Annotated in this window: 20 protein-coding genes and 2 pseudogenes; 9 read left to right on the top strand and 13 right to left on the bottom strand. The window is 64.6% G+C overall.

Annotated elements, in window-relative coordinates:
- Positions 1 to 207 precede the first annotated feature (207 nt).
- From GGQ61_RS05885 to GGQ61_RS05870, 4 genes are all read left to right on the top strand, one after another.
- On the top strand, positions 208 to 696 hold the full coding sequence (locus tag GGQ61_RS05885; protein ID WP_183770667.1) for a hypothetical protein: 489 nt from the start codon (positions 208 to 210) through the stop codon (positions 694 to 696).
- A gap of 227 nt (positions 697 to 923) precedes the next feature.
- Positions 924 to 1,196, top strand: coding sequence for a hypothetical protein (locus tag GGQ61_RS05880; protein WP_183770665.1), 273 nt, complete (start codon positions 924 to 926; stop codon positions 1,194 to 1,196).
- A gap of 36 nt (positions 1,197 to 1,232) precedes the next feature.
- Complete coding sequence (locus GGQ61_RS05875; RefSeq protein WP_183770663.1) at positions 1,233 to 2,771, top strand: hypothetical protein; 1,539 nt, start codon at positions 1,233 to 1,235, stop codon at positions 2,769 to 2,771.
- A gap of 436 nt (positions 2,772 to 3,207) precedes the next feature.
- On the top strand, positions 3,208 to 3,432 hold the full coding sequence (locus tag GGQ61_RS05870) for a hypothetical protein (protein ID WP_183770661.1): 225 nt from the start codon (positions 3,208 to 3,210) through the stop codon (positions 3,430 to 3,432).
- A 34-nt stretch (positions 3,433 to 3,466) separates the two neighbouring features.
- On the opposite strand, the gene GGQ61_RS05865 is transcribed toward GGQ61_RS05870, so the two are convergent.
- The 5 genes from GGQ61_RS05865 to GGQ61_RS05845 form a co-directional block, all read right to left on the bottom strand.
- Entirely contained in the window at positions 3,467 to 3,829 is a 363-nt protein-coding gene (locus GGQ61_RS05865; RefSeq protein WP_183770659.1) for a hypothetical protein, read from the bottom strand.
- 283 nt (positions 3,830 to 4,112) lie between these two features.
- Positions 4,113 to 4,706: a 7-cyano-7-deazaguanine synthase gene (locus GGQ61_RS05860; RefSeq protein WP_183770657.1), complete on the bottom strand. Its 594-nt coding sequence runs from the start codon at positions 4,704 to 4,706 to the stop codon at positions 4,113 to 4,115.
- Between the two features lie 2 nt (positions 4,707 to 4,708).
- Positions 4,709 to 5,908, bottom strand: a complete 1,200-nt coding sequence (locus GGQ61_RS05855) for a PfkB family carbohydrate kinase (RefSeq protein ID WP_183770655.1) — start codon at positions 5,906 to 5,908, stop codon at positions 4,709 to 4,711.
- Positions 5,908 to 6,102, bottom strand: coding sequence for a hypothetical protein (locus tag GGQ61_RS05850; RefSeq protein ID WP_183770654.1), 195 nt, complete (start codon positions 6,100 to 6,102; stop codon positions 5,908 to 5,910). Before GGQ61_RS05850 ends, GGQ61_RS05855 begins: the two co-directional genes overlap by 1 nt.
- Before the next feature lie 104 nt (positions 6,103 to 6,206).
- Entirely contained in the window at positions 6,207 to 7,082 is an 876-nt protein-coding gene (locus GGQ61_RS05845) for an 8-oxoguanine DNA glycosylase (RefSeq protein WP_183770652.1), read from the bottom strand.
- Positions 7,083 to 8,129: 1,047 nt separating this feature from the next.
- On the opposite strand from GGQ61_RS05845, the gene GGQ61_RS05840 reads away from it, so the two are divergent.
- Positions 8,130 to 9,437, top strand: a complete 1,308-nt coding sequence (locus GGQ61_RS05840) for a hypothetical protein (RefSeq protein WP_183770650.1) — start codon at positions 8,130 to 8,132, stop codon at positions 9,435 to 9,437.
- Here the strand turns inward: GGQ61_RS05840 and GGQ61_RS05835 are convergent.
- From GGQ61_RS05835 to GGQ61_RS05820, 4 genes are read right to left on the bottom strand one after another with little or no spacing between them, the layout of a single operon-like run.
- Positions 9,434 to 10,642 (bottom strand): TniQ family protein, encoded by a 1,209-nt coding sequence (locus tag GGQ61_RS05835; protein WP_183770648.1) that lies wholly within the window; start codon positions 10,640 to 10,642, stop codon positions 9,434 to 9,436. The two genes, GGQ61_RS05840 and GGQ61_RS05835, sit on opposite strands and share 4 nt — an antisense overlap.
- Entirely contained in the window at positions 10,639 to 11,550 is a 912-nt protein-coding gene (locus GGQ61_RS05830; RefSeq protein WP_183770646.1) for a TniB family NTP-binding protein, read from the bottom strand. Before GGQ61_RS05830 ends, GGQ61_RS05835 begins: the two co-directional genes overlap by 4 nt.
- Positions 11,550 to 13,469: a Mu transposase C-terminal domain-containing protein gene (locus tag GGQ61_RS05825; RefSeq protein WP_183770644.1), complete on the bottom strand. Its 1,920-nt coding sequence runs from the start codon at positions 13,467 to 13,469 to the stop codon at positions 11,550 to 11,552. Before GGQ61_RS05825 ends, GGQ61_RS05830 begins: the two co-directional genes overlap by 1 nt.
- Positions 13,456 to 14,151: a TnsA endonuclease N-terminal domain-containing protein gene (locus GGQ61_RS05820; protein WP_183770642.1), complete on the bottom strand. Its 696-nt coding sequence runs from the start codon at positions 14,149 to 14,151 to the stop codon at positions 13,456 to 13,458. Before GGQ61_RS05820 ends, GGQ61_RS05825 begins: the two co-directional genes overlap by 14 nt.
- Positions 14,152 to 14,289: 138 nt before the next feature.
- Here GGQ61_RS05820 and GGQ61_RS05815 point away from each other — a divergent pair.
- Positions 14,290 to 14,982, top strand: a pseudogene (locus GGQ61_RS05815) (ATP-binding protein); the annotation flags it as partial.
- 255 nt (positions 14,983 to 15,237) lie between these two features.
- On the opposite strand, the gene GGQ61_RS05810 reads toward GGQ61_RS05815, so the two are convergent.
- The 4 genes and pseudogenes from GGQ61_RS05810 to GGQ61_RS22690 all read right to left on the bottom strand — a co-directional run.
- Positions 15,238 to 15,687, bottom strand: a complete 450-nt coding sequence (locus tag GGQ61_RS05810) for a hypothetical protein (protein ID WP_183770641.1) — start codon at positions 15,685 to 15,687, stop codon at positions 15,238 to 15,240.
- A gap of 82 nt (positions 15,688 to 15,769) precedes the next feature.
- Positions 15,770 to 16,120, bottom strand: coding sequence for a hypothetical protein (locus GGQ61_RS05805; protein ID WP_183770639.1), 351 nt, complete (start codon positions 16,118 to 16,120; stop codon positions 15,770 to 15,772).
- 194 nt (positions 16,121 to 16,314) lie between these two features.
- Entirely contained in the window at positions 16,315 to 16,773 is a 459-nt protein-coding gene (locus GGQ61_RS05800) for a hypothetical protein (protein WP_246370579.1), read from the bottom strand.
- A 55-nt stretch (positions 16,774 to 16,828) separates the two neighbouring features.
- Positions 16,829 to 17,017: pseudogene (locus GGQ61_RS22690) on the bottom strand (response regulator transcription factor); the annotation flags it as partial.
- 101 nt (positions 17,018 to 17,118) lie between these two features.
- Here GGQ61_RS22690 and GGQ61_RS05790 point away from each other — a divergent pair.
- The 3 genes from GGQ61_RS05790 to GGQ61_RS05780 are packed head-to-tail and all read left to right on the top strand — an operon-like array spanning position 17,119 to position 20,793.
- Positions 17,119 to 17,499 carry a helix-turn-helix domain-containing protein gene (locus tag GGQ61_RS05790; protein WP_183770637.1) on the top strand — a complete coding sequence of 127 codons (381 nt, stop codon included), beginning with the start codon at positions 17,119 to 17,121 and terminating at the stop codon, positions 17,497 to 17,499.
- 47 nt (positions 17,500 to 17,546) lie between these two features.
- A complete protein-coding gene (locus GGQ61_RS05785) occupies positions 17,547 to 19,049 on the top strand; it encodes a response regulator (RefSeq protein ID WP_183770635.1) in 1,503 nt (500 codons plus the stop codon).
- Positions 19,050 to 19,089: 40 nt separating this feature from the next.
- A complete protein-coding gene (locus GGQ61_RS05780; RefSeq protein ID WP_183770633.1) occupies positions 19,090 to 20,793 on the top strand; it encodes an AmpG family muropeptide MFS transporter in 1,704 nt (567 codons plus the stop codon).
- Positions 20,794 to 20,920 lie beyond the last annotated feature (127 nt).

Here is a 20,920-nt window from a genome sequence, read left to right as displayed (position 1 = left end):
AGCTCTCCCCCTCCGAAGCCGGCGTCGCCGGCACCGGAAAAATAGCCCCTCTGGCCAAGCTTCAAAGGTAAGCCACATGCGAGACCGTAGGCCCAGCCTTGAGACCAAAGTTGTTCGGCCAAAAGAACAGGCTGGCCTCACAACTGGACATCTTCGGCCATCCCCAATTCCACGGCCGAGCATCCCCAGCCCGAAGCCGAAGAAGCCGTGAGCACTGAGGCGCTGAAGGCACTGACGGACATGGCGGCGCTGCTCATCAGCGGTGCCTCCCTAGTCGCTGCAATCGTGGCGTTGGTTGTCGCTCGCGACGCCATCAGGAAGTCCGACCGCAATACGTCAGCAGCGATGCTTGTCACACTGTACGAAGCGTTCCGCCAAGGCTGGGCTCGTTTCCAGGCCGAGACAGATCCTGAGCGTAGCCGCTACGAGATGGCTGAGCTGATGAACACTTTCGAGATCGCTTGCGCCATTCATCACGAGCAATCGATCCATGGCGTTTCACGCGAAATCCTCGAGGAGTACCTTCGCGATACGCTAAGAAAGTTTGCCGACGACGAAGATGCGGCTGGATGCATCCGCGCGATGAGGGACGGGCCGTCGACATTCAAGTATCTAGCGCTATTCCTACACGGACAGCGCCGGTACGCGCGAATTGCACGCGAACCTCTAATCACTCTTGGTTTCATCGCGACGTAGCAGAGTCTGCGGACCCTAGACTGCGCGCTTCACGTGCTGAGCACGTCGTACGGTACAACGCGAAGCCGAGAATTCGCGTTGACAGCGCGATTCAAAACAACATTACAATCCCCCGTGGATCACTGGGGGGCGCGAATTCAACGATAAATCTTCGTACTTGACGGTGCCCGACCGGAACCTGTATACGGCCCGGCCCGTTTAGCGGCGTATCGTTGGCGCGAAAATCCATGGCTGAATTCGTCCAAATGATCGGCATCGTTGTCGTCGGAGCTATTGCTGCCGTTGGCGCGCGACTGCTGCTTGACGTCATTCGTGGCGGTACGCAACGCGTACGCGAAATCCGCGAAGAAGGCGGCGGCCTTCGTCAAAAGTGGCGCGGCGAACTAGACGGTGGACAGCGGAAGCCGAGTACGGCCCGCGCGCATGGCCTGCACATGGTGGTGCGCGACGGCAAGCTCGTCTACCGCAAGAAATCAGTTATTGCGCGGGAAGCAGCGTAACTACACGCTGCGTTCCACGCGGGGGGCCGTTCGGGAATGCAAGGCCCCAGCGGCGAATCCACTTCGACGGTGCGTACGTTTTCCGGGTGGGTGCCAACCATCACGGGACAGCTTTCGTTTAGCTTGATCGGCCTTGGTGCTAGCGCGGTGAAATGCGTCACCGCCAACATCGAGTGCTCGAATCCACAGAACATTCACGTACCAATTAGACATGTCGCCGTGTCGCAACGCCGGATCACGCGCGACCTGCCCCTTACGGTATGGCCGGTCCCCCTCTTCAAACCGTGGATCGCATCCGAGTTCATTCTTATCGGTTCAAGCCAAGCAGCCAGTCGACCGCGATTGGACAGCATTACTCGTGGCGATGAGGCGCTTGCACTCCACCACGACGACATAGGGGTGCTCAGCGGTCGGGTTCTGGTGATTCCGCATCATGAGGACGCGTCAGAGCCCGCGAAGGCGCTCGTCGATAAAATTCGCTCCCGCGCGGTCGCGATCAGCAATGAGTTCCCCCGCGGCACGGTTTGCGGGGAAACGGAATTCGCGGCCGGTTTCGATCAGTTGCTTTCCGACGCCCGGAAGCAGGGCGTGATGGCGGCCGAGGCCTCCTTTGAACTCTTTCGAAGCGGGGAGTTGCGCCTGATATTCCGAGGTGAAGAAGGCTTGGTGACGCAGAGCGCGCAGGACGCGAGCGACGAGGACTTCACGTCCGACATCGCCAAGCAAATCTACTATTTCATCAAGGACATATCTCACCGGCACTATCACCACGATCGCACCTCCGACAACCTGCTGCCGATCGTCGAGACGCAGAAATACAACGATGAGAATTGGCGCCGCGAAACACTCTGGGCATTGGCGCGGGCGGTCTTGGAGACGAGACGACGCAACCACCTACCGGGGCATAAGAGCGCCCTTGGTATTCTCGCTTATGCCGAGGCCTTTCAGCAACAACTGGCCCGCGTAAAGCGCCTAGCCGACGGCACCGGTTTTGAGCGATCGGAGGTCGGCGAGATTTATGATTTCAACCACACGAGATCTAGCCTGGACGCGACGATCGACGAATTGTCGTATCGAAAGTCCTTCTTTGCGCAGCTCCAAGCGCTGGCGATCGGCAGCGCGCTTGCTGCAGCTGCGCTTTGGCTCACGACCTACCAGGTGCGAAATGACCTTTGCGTTGGCATCGCCAACTGCGTCGCGCCCGTCCCCCCGACTTGGCTTCGGGGCCTATTGCACGCCCTTCTTTCCCGCCCGCTGGTACCCATCAGCATCTTCTTCGTGGCCGGCTTACTTTACTTCGAAATAACCCGCCGCAGTCTCCAGAACATACGCAGCGTTCGCGATATCAGGTGGTTCATCGCTAGTTGGGCGGGGGCAGCCGGCGCGTCCGCTAGTAGGTATTTCCGACGCAAGCATCCAGTGTGGGGCGACACCTTCGGGGCGTTCATCGCGTTCGCCGTTGTCCTAGTGGCGGTAGTCGCCACAATGTATGTGGTCGCAGGGTTCTTTGGCTTAGCGCCATTCCCCCATTGGCTGAAAATCGAGACTTGGTTCAGCCTGCTCCAAGCAAAGTGAGGGACGCCCTGGCGCTCCGACTCAAAAGGACCGCTTCCCAACGAGAGGCGAGTTTGGCTGTGTCTAAGCGCCACCAGATCGACCCGGGATCCGAACCGCCAGGGATTGGGAGATTACGCTCACGGCTGCTCAGGACTGGGCCGAGCAGAGCGGCCTTGATCGGATCTAATCACCCGGCCGACGTGCCGGCCTGCCAGCACTGAGTTATGTGCACGTGCGCCTGTCGCCGCTAAAGTGCTCCAAACATCAGAGAGCAAGCTCGATGAAGAAACGGCTTGTTGGACGACGCGTCCTAACGTCCCCGTTTGTCTTTCTTGCGGACCATCCGGTGTGGCTGGCCGTCGTTAGCCTATCGGCCGGCGCGGGCATGTTCGGAGGCTTAATCTTGCTGCTCGCGCATCTGCGCAGCGCTGCGAATTGATGCCGGAGGACGACGATGACCATCGTTCTTGTCATCGTGTTAGGTGTGCTGGCGGCAGGTTTCGTCTGGCTCATGTGGCTGATGGTGACGCCGGACCCGGAAAGTGCCGCTGGCCATCAGCACCGCAGTGATGGCGACACGTCGGATAATGGGTTGGTAGCGGTCGCCCTCATAGCGTACTCGGCTCAAAGCGAAGCTAGCATCGACGACAACGCCAGCAGCGACACCACATCCCATTAGCCCTGCGGCCGCTCAGCACACGAGCATGCTGGGGCTAGCTTGTGATTTGGATTGCGCCGACACCGGCATACTGGTGGTCGGGGAATTTGAGTTCCGCGACGATGGACGACCCGAGCGCGCCCAATAGGCACGCTTCTAGACCCGACCAATCGGCGCAGAGTGCGACCGTCGCCATCAGGCAACCGGCGTCGCGGAGCAGCAAGCTCTCCGGCCGGTGATACGCCGCATTGGCCTTTTGGAGGTCGGCGATCAGACGAAGAGTGCATCCGCCGCTGCGCCCGACCAGCACCTCAACCTCAGCATCGTTCATCTCGACAACGCCAGGGACATCTAGCGCATGGAAGCGGTGCCCGGCGGGCTCGTAGAGCGCGACCTGCCTGCTATCACTGTCGATCATCAACAATCGGATGCAGTGAAGCCCCCCGGCCGACGGATATGGCCGGTGCTCAATAGCCAAGCCTGCGCGTCCAATCCCCATGGAGGTTGGCGCCATTGCGTACCAAAGTAGATCGGCGACCTGCTGGAACCCGACCGGGCCGCCGAGTGCTGATCGCCGCGTCTGCAGCACGTCCCAAAACGACCGCCCTGGTCGTTTGCGCGGCGGCGCAGGGCTTTCTATCCGCGCGGCTGTGGGCCAGTACTCTGACCATACGCCTGGCTCTGCCCTGGGAACCGGCTCGTCAGTGAGGATCCCAGCCAAGCGCTTCCCATGTCTTGTAGTGCTTGATGCAGCCTCGACATTGGCCGCAGGCGAGATTGCCCGTGTGGCAAGAGTGCGCCCAGCCAAGCACTTCTCGGGGGATGGCCGAGGTCCTCACTAGTTCGACGGCGTCCAAGCCGATCGCCGGCGCCTCAACTGTCAGCCCGCCTTCCTGCATGGCCATCAAGGCGGAGATCCGTTCGATGAATTCGGGACGACCGTCCGCGTGTTCGCCATCGGTCCGAAGGGCTCCAATCTCCAGGCGCCGAGCGCCCAACTTGATCGCGAACATGCCGGCGAGCGTCAGAAGCAGCTGGTTGCGGAAGGGCCACCACTCGGGGACGGGAGCGACCGCGGACGCTGGCGTCCCCGCCATGTCGCCCGACCCGAGCGCCGAGCAATCGACCTTGATCGCTTCGTGTCGAATTTCCATCGCGGCGCATGCCGCAGCTCCAGCATCGAACTCCGCTTGGGCTGCACGTTGGCCGTAGTCGACAAAGATGGCGACGTCAGGTCGACGCCACCAGGCGACGCTGATGGAGTCCATGCCGCCAGACATCAGAATGGCGCGCATAGCTAGGGCAGCCGCCAAACGACGCGATAGAGGGCCGAGGCGAAGTCTTCCGTGATCTCACACCCGGTGCCGGCGACCATCTTGAGGTCCTCCTCTTTGATGTTCTGGGCGAGAGCGACAACGGGAATACCCATCTTCACTGCATAACCGACTTCAAAGATCGTTCCGGGGTCCAGCCCATTGAGGATCGCGAACACGACGTCGCTGGCTTCCAGACCCGCGATGTCCTCGGGAGCGACGTAGTTCGCCGGACCCGGTCCGACCGCGTGCACCGGAGAGAAGACGTCGGCTCCCAGGCCGTTCAGCATGCTTAGGCTCTCCTCCACCAACCATCGCTGACCGAGGTCGAAGAACGGAGCTGCTAGATAAATAGTGCCGCTGCCGGGCTTGATCGGCGGCAACGTGAGCGCCTCCAGACTCGTAACATCCGGCGTCGGCAGTGATCGGGTCTCGACGTAGTGCGCGGTCGCCCGCGACGCGAGGTCCGCGGCCTTCTCCGGCGCGAGGCCCTGGCACGCCCACAAAGCCGCGAAGGTCGCAGAGAAGACGTCGCCAGATCCCACCTTCCACACGTAAGCCGTCTCGTAGGCCGGGACCGGATGCTCCCCAACTGCGGTAATGACGAGGGCGCCGTGGCTGCCACGCTTCAGAACGATGACTTCCGCCCCCTCGCTGATCATCAATTCCTTAGCCGCGAGCACCGGGTCGTCGATCCCAGTCATCGCCCGAGCTTCGGCACGATTGAGCACAATCGCCAAGCGATCAGCCTTCGAGCCGTTGGCCGAAAACCGCTGGGGATCGAAGGCGGACTGCGGGTCGTAGACAGCGGACTTCGCCTCCACGATGGCGTCGCCTTCCATCATGCCGTAGCGCAGGACGACGTCGCCCTTCACGATGATCGGGGTTTCCTGCGAGAGCTGGGCAGGAGGAGGATAGATCGCAGGCGTCGCCAGTGGGTGCAGATAGTCGAAGCTCACGAACGCCTTCGACGGATGTGCGACCAGGGTCGCGCCGCAGCGATCGGCCAGGTCCTGGACGCTACTAGTCGCGTCGGCTGCGACATAGGTTACGAGCTCGACTGGTTCGTCGACCAAACCTTCAACAGCCTGCGCCGCGCGACCGGCAGAACCGAAGACGGCGTCCCAAGCAGGCTGGATGCACCGCTCGCCATAGACGCCGCCGACAATGGTCAAGGTGGCCATTAGACTGGCGCCACGCGCACTTCATAAACCGCGCCGCTGATGTCGACGATCGTCGCCCCGTAGACGACGCCTTTGTCGATGCAGCTGATGACCGTGAGATAGCCGTTAAAGGTCAGCGAGCCGGCCTCCAGACCGCCCCGCTTCACCACCAGCACTGGCGAGCGCCCGCTCTTATCGACGCCGACGTCCAACACGTCACCGACTTTTGCACCCGCGAGCACGGCAGCCTTGGGGCTATTGATCGGCCCGCGACGGGGCACAGAACACGGGTCGCCTGGGCCGCTAGGCCCCCCAGGGCCTAGCCCGCCGCCACCGCCCGAACCGCCGCCACCGAAGTAGTCGTCGCTGCGGCCTCCGCCGGATCCTGACACTGCCGCTCTCCCCACCGCAAAAGAGGTAGAGCTTCACCATTACAATCTGGAGTGTCAACTAGCGCGGAGAGCAGTTTGCGCCCAAGGCTCCGCATGGTCTGCCACATGACCGCATCGACGACTGACGCGCGCACGCCGCCCGCCGAGCAAAAATCGAGGAATCGTCGCTCCAGCTCGAAATAGTGGCGAGCAGGATCTGAGCCTCGCGGAAACACCTCCATATGCTCACAGGCGCGGACGATGTGCACATCCAGGATGGCCACCGCGTCACTGGCGCGGCGATTGCGGACGATCCACGAGGCGGTCTTCGGGCCAATGCCCGGAAGGCCGCATAGAGCATCGCGGAATGCGACATCATCGAGATCGCTCTCGTCGATCTCATCGAGACCGGTTAGCGACCCGGCCAAGAACTTCGCCCTTTGGCGCGCGAAGCGATAACGCACCTGGCGACCGCGAACCGTCAGCGGTTCAAGCAGCATAGCCTCCAAGCATTCCTGCGACAAATGCCCGGTCGACTCTTGCGCGAGCGCCTCGAGAACTCGTGCTGAGGCCGCCAATCCGACTTCGGCAGGCGCGCCGTGCCCGCCCAGCAGACATGTCACGACCTCTTCTCTGAGCGATTGGGTCAGAGTGAAATCAATTTCGCCGCCCTCGTCCTGCTGCCACGCCTGACTGACCCAAAAGGCGGGTGTCAGGGCATGCTCAAACGAGCCCCACAGGACGCCCGGCAGGAAGCTGGCGTCGGGATCGGGCAATTCCAAAAACCTGTAGCTCCCTCGCGAGCCGCCGATGATTTGTTGCATGGCCCTTCCAACCCATGTAATGCATGGCATCTTATGCAATTTATGCTTGGTTTGCAATGGCTTCGGCCGGCTTTATCGAGGAAATTCTGGCGCGAATGGCGGCTCTCAATGTGAGCCAAAGCTCCCTCGCGCGTGAATGCCGGCTCTCTCAGCCGCACCTTAGCCGAGTTCTTGGTAAGCAACTGAAGTTAGCTCCAAAAACGCGATCCAAGCTTGAAGCTTGGCTGGCTAAATCAGACGCCGCTAGGGCCCCAAAGGGGGGCTTCGCGCCTACCCGAGAAGAGCTCGAAAACCTTATCGAGCGGCTCAGCTCGTCCTCCCCGGACAAGCGTATGCAAATTATGCATTTACTTCGCGCCATCGAGGCGATCGTCGTCGAAGACCGATCTTCCTAGCGCCGCGCGCGGAACTCGTAAGCTCTACCGTAACGCTACCTTTAGAAGGTTTCCGATAGGCGCGAGGAACGCCGCGCTATCTCCTGGCCTGTGGCGCTACAACGTTTGCTGACGGGCGCTGACTGTGTCGAAGGTTCTTGGATCACAGCTGATCCTATCCGCATTCCCCCGCGATGGACGTACCTGGCAGGTCGTTGGTCACGGCAGGATCCGCGCCCCATCCGAAGTCGATGAATCCGCCTGCGAGGTGTTCCTGGCCGAAGACGGCTGGGACAAGCCCCGCTGGACTGAGCCGCCGGCAACGGTGACACGTTCGACGTGGCTGGGGGTTGGTCAGTTGCCCCTCGCGCCCGTTGGAAGCCTTTGGCATGACGGCGTCTACAAGGGCCAAACGCCGCGCCGGCAACACAAGGTTGAAATAGTCGGCCCGTCCAAGAAATGGCCGAGCGGCCAACTTGGCGCTACGGCCGCCTACCAGGGAGCACCCCGAGCGCCTTGGACGCCAATCTACCCGATCGGCCCAGGCGCCGACCTACCGCTGCTTTGCGTCCTCGCAGCGGACGGGGGCGTCCTTTGGGTATCTGCTCTCGAGCTCGCCAGGGCCACCTTTGGTGTAACCAGTCAGTGGCTCCGCTTGATGATTGAAGGCGGAATGGAGGTCTGGCCCGAGCTCCGGGGCCGGATCATCGATCCGAAGCGGTCTGGTCGCTACGGAGATGGCGGCCGATCGTTGAAGCTATGGGCCTATCGGGGCCTGGATGGTCTCGACATCCTCGCAGCCGCACGAATTTGCGCCGATGCTGCGCTCGGCTCGGCCTTCAAGCATGTGGCCGACAGCCTCAGAAGCCATGGCTTTGCGCAGAGCCCGGCCCATGTACGGATGCCCTTTCCTTTTCAGGGCCCCAGCACCTGGATGATTGAGGAGCAGTGGATTGGCGCTGCGACTAAAGACGGTCCGCCTAGAAAGCGGCGCTTGATCACCCGCGTGGTCAGCATCGAGTACGAACTCGGCATCGACCACGTACGGGTTTTTCATCCGGGACAAGTCGAGACCGAAGACGACGACCTCGGAATAGAGACCAGCGGCCAACACACCCGACTTCGAGCGAAAGGCGACATCACCGACAGTGTCCGAGTGATCACCGGCCAGGCCAGCTGGTCCGCACTTGGCGTGATGCAGAAGACCTCCTCCAACCAGCGCGCCGCCGGCGCCTGGACCGTGGAGCACGTCCCTGTCGAGCCAGTTGAGGGAGTCTCCGGCAAGACCAAGGTCTTGCCAGTCGATGGGCCGATCATGACGGCCACCACAGCCGGGCACGGAACCAAGTCCGAGCGCGGCGGCCGCCTCGCGATCAAGCTGAACGTGAAAGATCAGGTACAGGCAAAGATGGATGTAGCTCGCTCGCCCCTGGCTCGCGTCGCCTCGACCATATCGGCGCTGCGGCGGCTCTCGGGCGACCTTGAGCGTGATTTCCACATCGTGGCGCCCAGGGATGGCCCAGGCAGAGACCCGAACGATTCGCTCTGGCGCTATCCCCTCGACGATGGGGCCCGCAAGCTTCATTGGGCGACCACGAAGGAAGGGCGCCAGCGACGCGCGCTCGTCGCGAGAATGAAAGGCCGCCGCGGGTGGATCTACTTTTTCGAGGCGGAACACCTTGAGATCGAGTCTGAGGACTCACTGCCGGGCGGCCCCACGATCATCGGTCAGGACGGCTACTCGGCGCTGTGCGTCACCGCCATTGCTGGCGAGGATTTGCTCTCGGCCGATATGATCAGCGACGTTCTTCGCACCAATGCAGTTGCACGCGGCGTGTGGCGACGCCCAGCGCTAGCGATCCCGATGACTACGGTGCGGCGCGCCAATGCGTGGCTTCATGATCATGACGGCTACGCCCGAGCGATAGAACGCGCGATACGTCGCCTGGAGGGCGAGCTGCCTGCTGAGGCCTTGGCCTAGTCAAAGCCTTCCCGGAGGAGCTCCTCGGCGAACGCATGGAGCCTCTCCACGGCATCAGTTTTGAAGAGGGTCGGGATCGCCTGACAGTCGCCGACCAGGTCTCGAAGCTTCGACATCGTGACAGGGCCATCGGTGTTTCGCAGGTACGCCAGGGCGGAGCTGATTTCGGCCACGCTCGGCTTGTAAGAGCCCAAGCTCAGATGTTCATTGACGATCGTCGCCACCACGTGAGGCGGGTTCGGCTCGTCTCGGAGAAACCAGCTTCGCCACACGCGCGCCTCCTGGCACGCGACGATGAGACGGTTGGGCCATTGCTTGACCAAGGCCGCCACGAGATCGATGAGCCGGTGACGATCGAGGACTCCAAGGTGCTCGAGCGAGCGCCCCAGGGTCGGGGGATAGGGGGACGGATCTCCGCCCCAACGGCGAGCGATTACCCGCCTGAGGTCCTCGGAGCGGGGGCCAAAGGCCACCACCTTGGCAATGATCCTCAAGCTCTCGAAATAGAGATGGCTCCAGCCAAAAGTGCTGCTTCCCAGACGCCCCCAGCCCCGCGCTAGGATGGAGAGCGACCGGGTTTGCATTTCCATGACCCGCGGAATAGCTGCCCGCGCTTCCGCCTCCCGCAGATCGGCGCCGCAACGCGAGCACTGATGGAGGCTGGCAGCTCGATGCGGTTCGAGAGTGGCGTTGCAGGCGCTGCATCGATCGAGCAGACAACAGCTATGGGCGACGCAACAGGTCACGAAGCCAAGCCGCCAGGCGCGCCGAAGGTAACCGGACTCCCTCAGGCAGGCCGGGCAATACTGGAGTCCGGCAAGATTTCGGGCTCGATGCCGGACACCGAGCTGGAGCACCCATGAGTTCCTGCCTCCCGACGCGTAACGCTCCACGAGAAGCCCGTCATATGCGGCCAAAGTCGTAGCCCAGGCTTGTGCCGTCGAGACATCCGTCTTCGCCGCCATGGCGCCCACCACGCGGGGATCGGCGAAGTTGTCGATATCCCGTGTCAGTATGGGCGGCGTTGAGCGCCAAGTGAGATGGGCAAGCGTGTACGGCTTGAGCTCCAGCCCATGAGCGACCCGGAGGAACCAAGACGACAGGAGCTCGTCTGGACGGGGCTGAGGCCGGTAGGGCCAGGGTCGCGATTTGGCGAGGTCGGGGCTATCTTTCCAGGACTGGAAGACCGCCTCGACGGCGATCATCTTACCGACCGGACCAGGGCTTCGGTGATGCGCTCCTCACCGCTGTCAACGGCAGCTAGCGCAGTGTCGTAGAGGAGATTGGAGAGCTCGCCGATCACGCCATTCGACAGTGAATAGAGCCTCTCACTAAGACTCGTCTCCGTGAGGTCGCTTGGAGCTCGCAGTGGGATGAGCTTGCCATACGCCCGCAGAATCTTGCCCCACTCGCCATCCAGCCTCATGCGTTCAAGCTTGATCCGATTGAAGCGGCGATTGAGCTGATCCTCTTTCTGGAAGACCTGATCGACGCTCTCCGTCCCAGCCGCGACGATCGGCACTCCAGTTTCGTTAGTCAGGTTCTTGATGAGAACGTTGAAGTGCAGGCGCTTGTCAAATCTGCCTGACAGCGCGTTGTGGAACTCGTCCATGACGAGGACCTTGACGCCGCACTGCGCGATCAGGCTGCGAACCATAAGCTCCTTCTGCGCCAGGGCCATTGAGGGCGAGACCTTCACGCCGAAAGCGAGAAGGAGGTTATTATAGAGCTTGGCTTCGTCACCCGCCGGTGGCGTCTGAATGCGGATCGCCGGCAACGACGCCCAATCTCCACTTCCGCCGAAGTCGTCGGTCTCAATCCGCTTGGCGTTTTCTGCGCGCACACGGCTTTCCCAGCGCTCGAGGATCGTCGACTTTCCGACGCCGGACTCCCCGAACACCAAGAGATTTCGCGGCCGAATGGATGGCGGAGTGATCAGGTAGCGATTGAGGGTCGTGAACACTTGATCAGCCGCGCGGTGGCCAATCCAGAGGCTCGGCCACCGCGCAATGATCCGCTCTTCAACGGGCAGATGGGCGAGTTCCCGGGCCTTGGGGTGCAGATGCTCGAGCCCCTGCAGCGTTGCTTTAGTAGGCAGCTGGAGATCGTCCATCAGATATCCAGATCATCGTAGTCGTCGTCGGGCTCGACGACAGGAAAGGTCGCAAGCGCAACAGCCTTGGCGCTTGGCTCATGGGGTGCGGGGCCCCTACGCGCAATTGGAGCTGCCGCGGTTGCCTCGTCCGCCGTCGCCATCACCGCCTTCTCCCTCGCAATCGCAGCTCCTTGGCTGCGCTTACGCTGGTTCTCCCGCTGGGTTTTTCGGGTCAGTTTGCCAGCCTCCTCAAGTCTGGCATGGCGCTCCTGCCGCTCCCTATAGGCGTCGAAGATCTCAAGCTCGGTGTATGCCCGTCGGCCCTTGGCCTTGAGCTCAGCACGTACCGCCCGTAGTTCCCACAGGCTCATCGGCGGTACTTCGGCGTGGCGGTAGGGCACCGTCAGATAGCGCTTGTTGTCAGGATCCCAGACGTAGACCTTGCTAATGTCGCGGGGATCACGGCGCACAGTGAAGGTCTTTCCCTTCGCGCCTGCATATCGATGGCGCATCGCAACCAGTTCGTCGGAGTCGTACTTGATCAGGTCCCAGACGACGCCGTAGGCCTGCAGCGTCAGCGCCTTGAAGGGCAGTAGCTCGATCCGCATCTGCTCAAGATTATTGGGCTCCTCCGGCAGTTCGCGAACCTGAACGCCGTCCTCGAAGAAGCAAGATCGCCACTTCTGAAGGGGCGTCAGGCCGCCAAGCGAGGAGTGCGGAGTATTCATGTACTCCTTGAGCAGGCTGAGCAGATGGATCTCGAGGTCATGTAGCGTCAGGCCCGCGGACTTGGCGCTGTCACGCGTCTTGCGCTCCCTTAGGTTGGCGCCTGTCGCCCCTGGAATGGACTTCACCTTCCTAGCCAGGGTGCCGAAGAACCGCTCGATGTGCGCGCCGAACTGGGGCCGTTTCACGGGACGATTTATGAGCTCGCGATCTTCCTGGGACAGGAAGCGGCGAAGCATGGTTCCGCGAAACTCCTTGGCGTTGTCGGCCATCAGGATCTGGGGCGTTCCCCAGACCGGCCAGGTCATCTCGAAGCCGATCTCACGCAGCCAGGCTTCTTTGCGGGTGATGGAATGGAAGAGGGCCGCGCCAGCAACGCTGGCCGAAGGCGGATCCAGGGTCAGGACATAGCCCGTCGGCATGCAGGTATGAGTGCATATGATCATCGCCAGCCAGGGGCGGCCGATCGGCAGGCGATAGACGTCGTCGACGACCTCAACGTCATAGGGCCAATAGTCGATCTGCACGCAGGAGAGCGGAGCCGTTCCGAAGGGGAACTTTCCCATGAGCGTGGCTTTGGCGTCGCGAGCTGCGCGCTTGCCCATGCGTTTCTCAATCGCATGGATCGGATCCGCATTGGCGACGTACCGGTAGACCGTGACCATGCCTGGAGGCGAAAGACCGGCGTCCGCAAAGGCAGGAAGTACGAAGTCGTTGTAGACCTCTTTGACGTTCCGCTGCTTGCGGTTGAAGTATTCTTTGTCGAGGATATGCGCGAGCAGGGCTTCGCGCACGTCGCCAAGCCGGCTCTTACCACGACCACCGGGCCGCTTACCCGGCAGGAGACTCACCGGGTCCCCATTCCACTGGTCCAGGCGCCGGTAGATCGTAGCGCGGCTCACGCCGAGCTTTTCCGCGGCGTTGGCGATGAAGGCATCCCGCTCCCCACGATCGACAGCGCCGTCGAGGAGCGGCTGCAAGGCATCGCGCCAACGGTAGGCTTCTTCGATCTCCGCAGGAGAGCAATCGTCGAAGTGCCTTTTGGCGGCTCCAATCACTGGCGCGCCGTCGAGGTCTTCCGACGCGACAACGCCCGTGTCGCCGTTTTCAAACCGGACGAGGTAGCGGTCGAAGTCGAGAATTCTGACAAAGCGCCCCAACCGGCCGCCAATGGCGACTTCCTCGCCGACGCTAAAGCTAGCCGGTTTCAAGGACGCCCTCCTCAACAAGCACGTTCGCCCACCATTTCATCCTGGTCTCGTCAGTGATTGGGAGGTTCAGGTCAGCGACGAGGTAGCCGATGCCCAGCATGTGAAGCAGGGCTTGCTGGGCGGTGTCTCGCAGAAGCCCATCTGCGATGAGCAGCTTCTTCACCTCCCCAAGCGACCGGTCCTCAATCCCTGGATAAGTCAGGATCGCTCGAACTGTTGTGATGATGTCCTGCGATAGCGGGCGGCGCATTGGAGGTCCGAGCAGCACCGCATTGGCCTGCTTGGTGCAATAGATCGACCGATCCGTGACCACTCTGAACCCGACCCCCTTTGAAGCGAAATGCCTCTTGGCCGCGCGAAACTTCGGCGCAAGCTCGCTGTGGTCCCGCTTCAGGACTGAGTAGGGCTTCACCTCGAAGATCATGCGACGCTTGCCATAGGTGAAGTGTGCGTCATCCCACCAGGTGGCCAGGATGTCCGGCGTATATCGCCGCCGGCGTCCCTCCACCACCAAGTCAAGGGTGACAGGCTGGGTCTCGACCAGTTCGAGGCCCGCGTCGATTTCCAACAAGATCAGGAAATCTCTCTCGAGTTTGGACTCGTAGTGCAGTTGGCGCGCGGGAAACCGCGTCGGAAGCGACCCAGTGATCGATCGATGGCTCGGCGGGATGATGCGAGTCACTGAGAAACTCCAATAGCATCGCATCTACTACGGGAATTCTGCACTCCGTCTCGCAGACTGTGGAAATATCCTGTGCGCAGATCGCCCCCACCCGGGGGAACAAACGAGGATTTCATCTCATAATCTCCGGAAATTGACACCGGGGGCGGGCTGCGGGTCAAGCCCGGCGAGGTCTCGCTGGCCCACAACGGCGTGCTGTTCCTCGACGAGCTGCCGGAGTTCTCGGCCCAGTCCCTCGACAGCCTGCGCCAGCCGCTGGAGACCGGCGAGGTCGTGGTCGCCCGCGCCAACGCCCACGTGCGCTATCCGGCCCGCTTCCAGCTGGTCGCCGCCCAGAACCCCTGCAAGTGCGGCCTGGGCGGGGCCGGACGCGGCGCCTGCGGCCGCGCGCCCCGCTGCCAGAGCGACTACCAGATGAAGGTCTCCGGCCCGTTCATGGACCGCATCGACCTGCAGGTCGACGTGCCGCCCGTCAGCGCCGCGGACCTCGCCCTGCCGCCGCCCGCCGAGGGCACCGCCGAGGCCGCCGCCCGGGTGGCCCAGGCCCGCGCCCTGCAGGCCGACCGCGCCGGGACCGAGGGCCCGCCGCTCAACGCCCGCGCCGAGGGCGACTTCCTCGAGAAGATCGCCGATCTCGATCCGCCCGCCCGCGCCCTGCTGGCCCGCGCCGCCGAGGCCGGCGGTCTGACCGCCCGCGGCTGGACCCGCACCCTGCGGCTGGCGCGCACCATCGCCGACCTGGAAGGCTCTGGCCCGGTGCGCCGCGCCCACGTCGCCGAGGCCCTGATCTATCGCCGCGCCGGCCAGCCCGGCGACCTGATCGGCGCCTGACGGCCCCGGCGTCCGCGCTCCCGGCCTCAGCAATGTTCCTGATGGCGCGCTCCGGCGCCAGCCCGATACTCGGCCGGGAGCGTCGCCAGCCGCGCGCAGGATGAAACCACGCCGACGCTTCGCGCGTGGCCGGCGAAGTCCTGGCCGAGGCCAAGGCGGTCGGCGCCGACCGCATCATCGTCGGCGCTCACCAGCCCAACGCCGTCTCGCGGCTGCTCGGCTCCAACGCCTAGCGCATCGTCCGCGAGTCCGCGCTTAGCGTGCTGGTCGCGCGCTGAGCGGCGCCCGCTGGCGCGCCAGCAGCCGCCAGCGCAGGTGCGCGCCCAGCGCCAGGGTGATCAGCACTAGGTAGCTCCAGAGGATCAGGGCCGTGATGTAGGCCCGCGCCCGCACGCCGCCGTCGACGATGATCGCCGCGTGGGTGATCACCAGCAGCAGCTGGAAGGCGGCCGCCGCCAGGATCCAGTTGCGATCCGAGCGCACCACCAGGGCCAGCAGCACGCCCAGGAACAGGACGTCGACGGCGAACACGCTCCATTGCGGGTCGACCCAGTTGGTGCGGTTCTGCAGGGCCGCCGTGGCGACCCAGGCCAGCACATTGGCCACCGCCACCACCCGCTCGACCCAGCCGCCGCGCCACCAGGCGTAGGTGGAGACAGCCAGCATGGCGACGGCCCAGATCTGTTCGGGCAGGGAGCTGAGCACGAAAAAGGGGCCCTCAAGGGTGAGGGCCCCGATACTGAGGCTTACGCCGCAGGATGCAACTTCCGGAAACCCGAACCGGGTCTTAGGCGGCCGGCGCCACCTGCATGATGTGGCGGGTCCGGGCCGAGGCTTCCGGAGGCTTCTCCATGCCGCCGTACATCACTGCGCCCAGGCCGATCTGGGTCTTGGCGACGTCCAGTTCCTTGTGGGTCTCGCAGATCGCCCGGCGGGCCTGAGCCAGCAGGGCGATCGCCTCGCTGGCGCGTTCCACGGCGCCCTGACCGACCAGGGCCGACAGTCCGGCGTCGGTGCGCAGGCTCGGCATCACACCCGCCAAGCCAGCCGTCTTCGCCAGGGCGGCGTCGATGGCGGCTTCAGCTTCGAACAAACTCGCCGCGACTTGATCGGCGATCATACGACGTTGCTTGAGCATGAGAGGTCTCCTGGCGCGCGGCCGAACGCCGGCGCCTTCTGCGTGTTCAGTTGTCGGGGAACAGGGCTAAGGCCCTGTTTGGAAATAGGATTAAATCAGGCTCTGGAGCGCGTGGAGGCCCGCAAGCAACGCGCCGAACGCCAAGGCGGCGACGATTGCGATGAGCCCCACCAGCCCCAGCCGCGTGAGTGGGCTTAGTCTTGCGGCGGATAGTCCGAGGCCTCCGGTTGGAAGCCCTCGTCCAGCAGCGCCCAGCTGGTGCAGAGGATTTCCCGCAGCACCATTTCCGGCGGCTTGAACTGCGACATCTTGCGCAGGCCAGAAATCAGGTCGCGGGCCATAGCCGCCTTCATCGGCGAATCCGCCAAATCCGCGAGCTGCCGTTCCAGCTGGCTCCAGGTAAAGCTCGGGACGCTGTCCTCGTGGCTCGGCGGCGCCGGCCAGCGGCGCTCGAACGCCGCCACCTCGTTGCGCACCCGCATCGCGCGGCTGACCGCCGCCCGCTGATCCATCGTCTTGCGGTTGGGGTGCAGATCCACCACCGCGCCCCTGGCGTCCGCCAGTTCTCGCAACCAGTCGCCCATCAGCCTCGTCTCCTTGCTGGGCTTCATCAGCCCATAGGACGGGGTCGGCGTCTGTCCTGATCGCGTCATGTCCCGATCCGATCGGGACAGCGACTTCGTGGTCGGCCAGGGCCCGCGCGGCGGCGTAGCGGTCCGGTACGCCCAGCTTGCGGCGAGCCCGGTCGCAGTAGGTGTCGACCGAAGCTTTTGACATGCCCAGTTCGCGGGCGATCTGCTTGGAACTCAGGTGCCGGTCGACCAGACGCAGGCAATCGCGCTCTCTCGGGGTGAGAAGTTCGACTGGATCCAGGACGGTCTCAGGCGGTGCGCGCATAGGACGAATACGTTAGCGACTCGCGTTACCGGCCGTCTACTTGTTATGCTGCGGCAGGCTTAACGCTAAGATAGAATATCCCAAGCAGTGGGGAGGACAAAATGCCCCTCGACGACGCCATCGGTCCGGACCCCGTAGACATCGCCATCGGCGCGCGGATGCGCCTTCGCCGCAAGTCGCTCGGCATCAGCCAGGGCGTGCTGTCCGAGCGGGTCGGCGTCTCGTTCCAGCAGATCCAGAAGTACGAGCGCGGGGCCAATCGCGTCTCCGGCTCGATGCTGGTCGCCATCGCCGCGGCGCTCGACACCTCCGTCGGCTGGCTGGTCGGCGAGGAGGGCGGTCTGGCCGAAGCCGCCGACGAGGTGATCTCGGCCCTGGCCCTGACCGGCGGCGTCGACCTGCTGGAAGCCTTCGCCGCCATCCCGCAGGCCTCGGCCCGCGCCGCCCTGGTGACCCTCGCCCAGGAAATGGCCGCGCTCTGACGCGCGTTTGACCGCCCGTTAAGCGGTCTGCGGTAAACCCAGGGTCGATGACCCAGGATCACACCCGCCGCGCCCGCGTCAGCGCCGAGCAGCTCGCCTCGCTCAGCCACGAGTTCCGCACCCCGCTGAACGGCGTGCTTGGCATGACCCGCCTGCTGGCCGGAACCGCCCTCACAGACGAACAGCGCGCCTATGTCTCGGCGCTGCGCGAGTCCGGCGAGCACCTGCTGGGGCTGGTCAACGACGTGCTCGACTTCGCCCGTCTCGGCGCCGACAAGATCGAGCTGCATCCGACCGACTTCGAGGTCGAGAGCCTGCTGCGCTCGGTCTGCGAGCTGCTGTCCCCGCGCGCCCAGGAAAAGGGCCTGGAGATCGCCTGGGCCGCCCCGGCCGGCATCGGCGCCGTCCATGCCGACGAAGGCCGCCTTCGCCAGATCCTGCTCAACTTCGCCGGCAACGCCGTCAAGTTCACCAGCCAGGGCGGGGTGCTGCTCAGCGTCGCCGAAACGCCGAACGGCCTGCGCTTCACCGTCGAGGACTCCGGCCCCGGCGTCAGCCAGACCGCCCGCGAAACCATCTTCGAGGCCTTCGAACAGGCCGATCCCCTGCGCGACGTTCAGCTCGGCGGCGCGGGCCTGGGCCTGGCCATCGCCCGCAAGCTGGCCGGCGCCATGGACGGCGAGGTCGGGGTCGAGACCGCAAGCCTCGGCGGCGCCGCCTTCTGGTTCGAGGCGCCGCTGCCCCGCCGCCCGGGCCGCGCCGACCGCCCGCTCGGTCGCCGCACCGTCGCCATCGTCAGCGCCAACCGCATCGTCGCCGAAGCCGCCCGCCGCCAGATCGAGGCCTCCGGCGGCAAGGCCCTGGTCGCCGCGGACCTACCGTCGGCGCTGGCCGCCACCCGCCCCGCCGACGTCGTACTGGTCGACCGCGCCCTCGCGCCCGAGCGGCCGCCTGCCAAGCGTTCGCTGCTGGTCATGCTGACCCCGGAGGAGCGCGGCCGCATCGAGGAACATCGCGCCGCGGGCTTCGCCGGCTACCTGATCAAGCCGCTGCGCCGCGCCTCGCTGGCCGAGCGCGTGCTCGCCGCACGCCGCGACGAGGATCCGGCCCGCGCGGTGGAGGACGACCGCATCGCCCCGGCTGCCGCCCCCGGCGCCCGCATCCTGCTGGTCGAGGACAACCCCATCAACGCCCTGCTCGCCCGCACGCTCTTGTCGCGCGAAGGCTGCCGCGTCGACCAGGCCGGCGGCGGCGAGGAGGCCCTGGCCGCCCTCAAGGTCGGCGCTTACGACCTGATCCTGATGGACATGCGGATGCCCGGCATGTCGGGGCTGGAGGCCACCCGCAAGGTGCGCGACATGGGCGTGCGCACGCCGGTCGTCGCCCTCACCGCCAACGCCTTCGAGGAGGACCGCCACGCCTGCCTCGCCGCCGGCATGGACGACTTCCTGGTCAAGCCGCTGACCCCCGACGCCCTGCGCGCGGCGCTTGGCCGCTGGACCGCCGCCCCCGACTGGACGCAACAAGCGGACCACGCCAAGGTCGGCTGACGTCCAGGGGCCGCCCCGGCGTCGTTCCGGGGAAGCCTACATGACCACAGAGACGCAGGCCGGCGAGGCCAAAAAGCCCGGCACGCTGGCGGCTCTGGCCGTCTATCTCGAGCGCCGCTCGCTGGTCATGCTCTCGCTCGGCTTCGCCTCCGGCCTGCCGAACCTTTTGATTTTCGACACCCTGTCGGCCTGGCTGCGCGACGCGGGCCTGTCGCTGGAGGTGATCGCCTTCTTCGGCCTGGCGACGCTCGCCTATTCCCTGAAGTTCCTGTGGGCCCCGCTGGTCGACCGCGCCAAGGTCCCGGTGATCACCAGGTGGCTCGGCCATCGCCGCTCCTGGATGCTGCTCTGCCAGGGGCTGATCGTGCTCGGCCTATGGTCGATCGCCGGCACCGATCCTGTCTCCAGTCTCGGGCTCATGGCGCTGTTCGCGGTGCTGGTCGGCTTCGTCTCGGCCACCCAGGACATCGTCATCGACGCCTGGCGGATCGAGGCGGCCGTCACCGAGAAGCAAGGCGCAATGGCCGCGGCCTACCAGTGGGGCTACCGCATCGCGATGATCGTCGCCGGCGTGCTGCCGCTGGCGCTGTCGGAATACGCCGGCTGGAACACCTCCTATGCGATCATGGCGGTGCTGATGCTGGTCGGCGTCCTCGGGGTGCTCGGCGCCCCGCGAGAGGCCCAGCACGAGATCCGCGCCATCGACACCGGCGACATCCCCGCCGCCCCGGCCCGCGACGGCGCCGAGTGGGCGATCCGCCTGCTGCTGTTCGTGGTCGGCGCCGTCGTGCTGGGCTCCGGCCTGGCCGGCAACGCCGCCATCCTCGCCGCCGCCTTCGAGCGCCTAGGCCTGACTGGCGCCGCCACCCAGGTGACCACGCTCTGGGAGGCCAAGCCCTGGGGCGTGTTCGCCCAGCTCGGCGGGGTGGTGGCCGGCGCCCTGGTGATCTTCTTCGCCGCTCGCCCGGCTCCTGGCCTGCAGACCCGCCCCGGCCGCTATCTCAGCGTCGCGCTCGGCGCGCCGCTGGCCAACTTCTTCGCCCGCTACGGCCAGGCCGCGGGGCTGATCCTGGCGCTGATCTGCGTCTACCGGCTGAGCGACTTCGTGCTCAACATCATGAACCCGTTCTATCTCGACATGGGCTACTCGAAGCTCGAGATCGCCGAGGTCCGCAAGGTGCTCGGCGTGGTGATGAGCGTCCTCGGCGTCGGCCTGGGCGGCTTCTGCATCGCCCGCTTCGGCCTGATCCGCTCGATGGTGGTCGGCGCCTTCGCTGGCCCGCTCTCCAACCTGGTCTTCGCCTGGCTGGCCGCCCAGGGCCCGCATCTCTGGGCGCTCAGCGTCGCCATCGGGATCGACAACATCGCCTCCGGCTTCGCCGGCACCTGCCTGATCGCCTACATGTCCAGCCTGACCGGCCAGGGCTTCACCGCCACCCAGTACGCGCTGTTCTCCTCGCTCTACGCCCTGCTCGGCAAGCTGGTCGCCTCGCAGTCGGGCCGCATCGTCGAGGGCGCCGCGGCCAGCGCCGACGCGGGCGGCGTCTTCGCGGCCTTCAAGCCGCTATTCGCCGGCCTGCCGCCGCAGACCTTCGCCAACGCCATGGAAAAGTCCGGCGTCACTCCCGAGGCGCTCGGCGCCGGCTACATGACCTTCTTCTTCTACTCCGCCGCGCTCGGCCTCATCGGCATCGTCCTGGCCTTCGCGGTCGCCCGCCTGAGCCCGCAGCCGAAAGAAGCCTGACAACAGAAGAGCAGGTCCCCTCCCCGCTCGGGGCAGGGGAATCGCATATGGCGGTGGAGTCGAAATTTTAGTTCGAAGCGGACTCTGCAGGCGTCTCCTTGGTGTGAGGAGGCGGCGGATTGGAGAG

The organism is Phenylobacterium haematophilum (assembly GCF_014196295.1).
Lineage (GTDB): Bacteria > Pseudomonadota > Alphaproteobacteria > Caulobacterales > Caulobacteraceae > Phenylobacterium > Phenylobacterium haematophilum.
The sequence above is the reverse complement of the archived record's forward strand: the minus strand, read 5'-3'. Positions and strand labels throughout refer to the sequence as shown.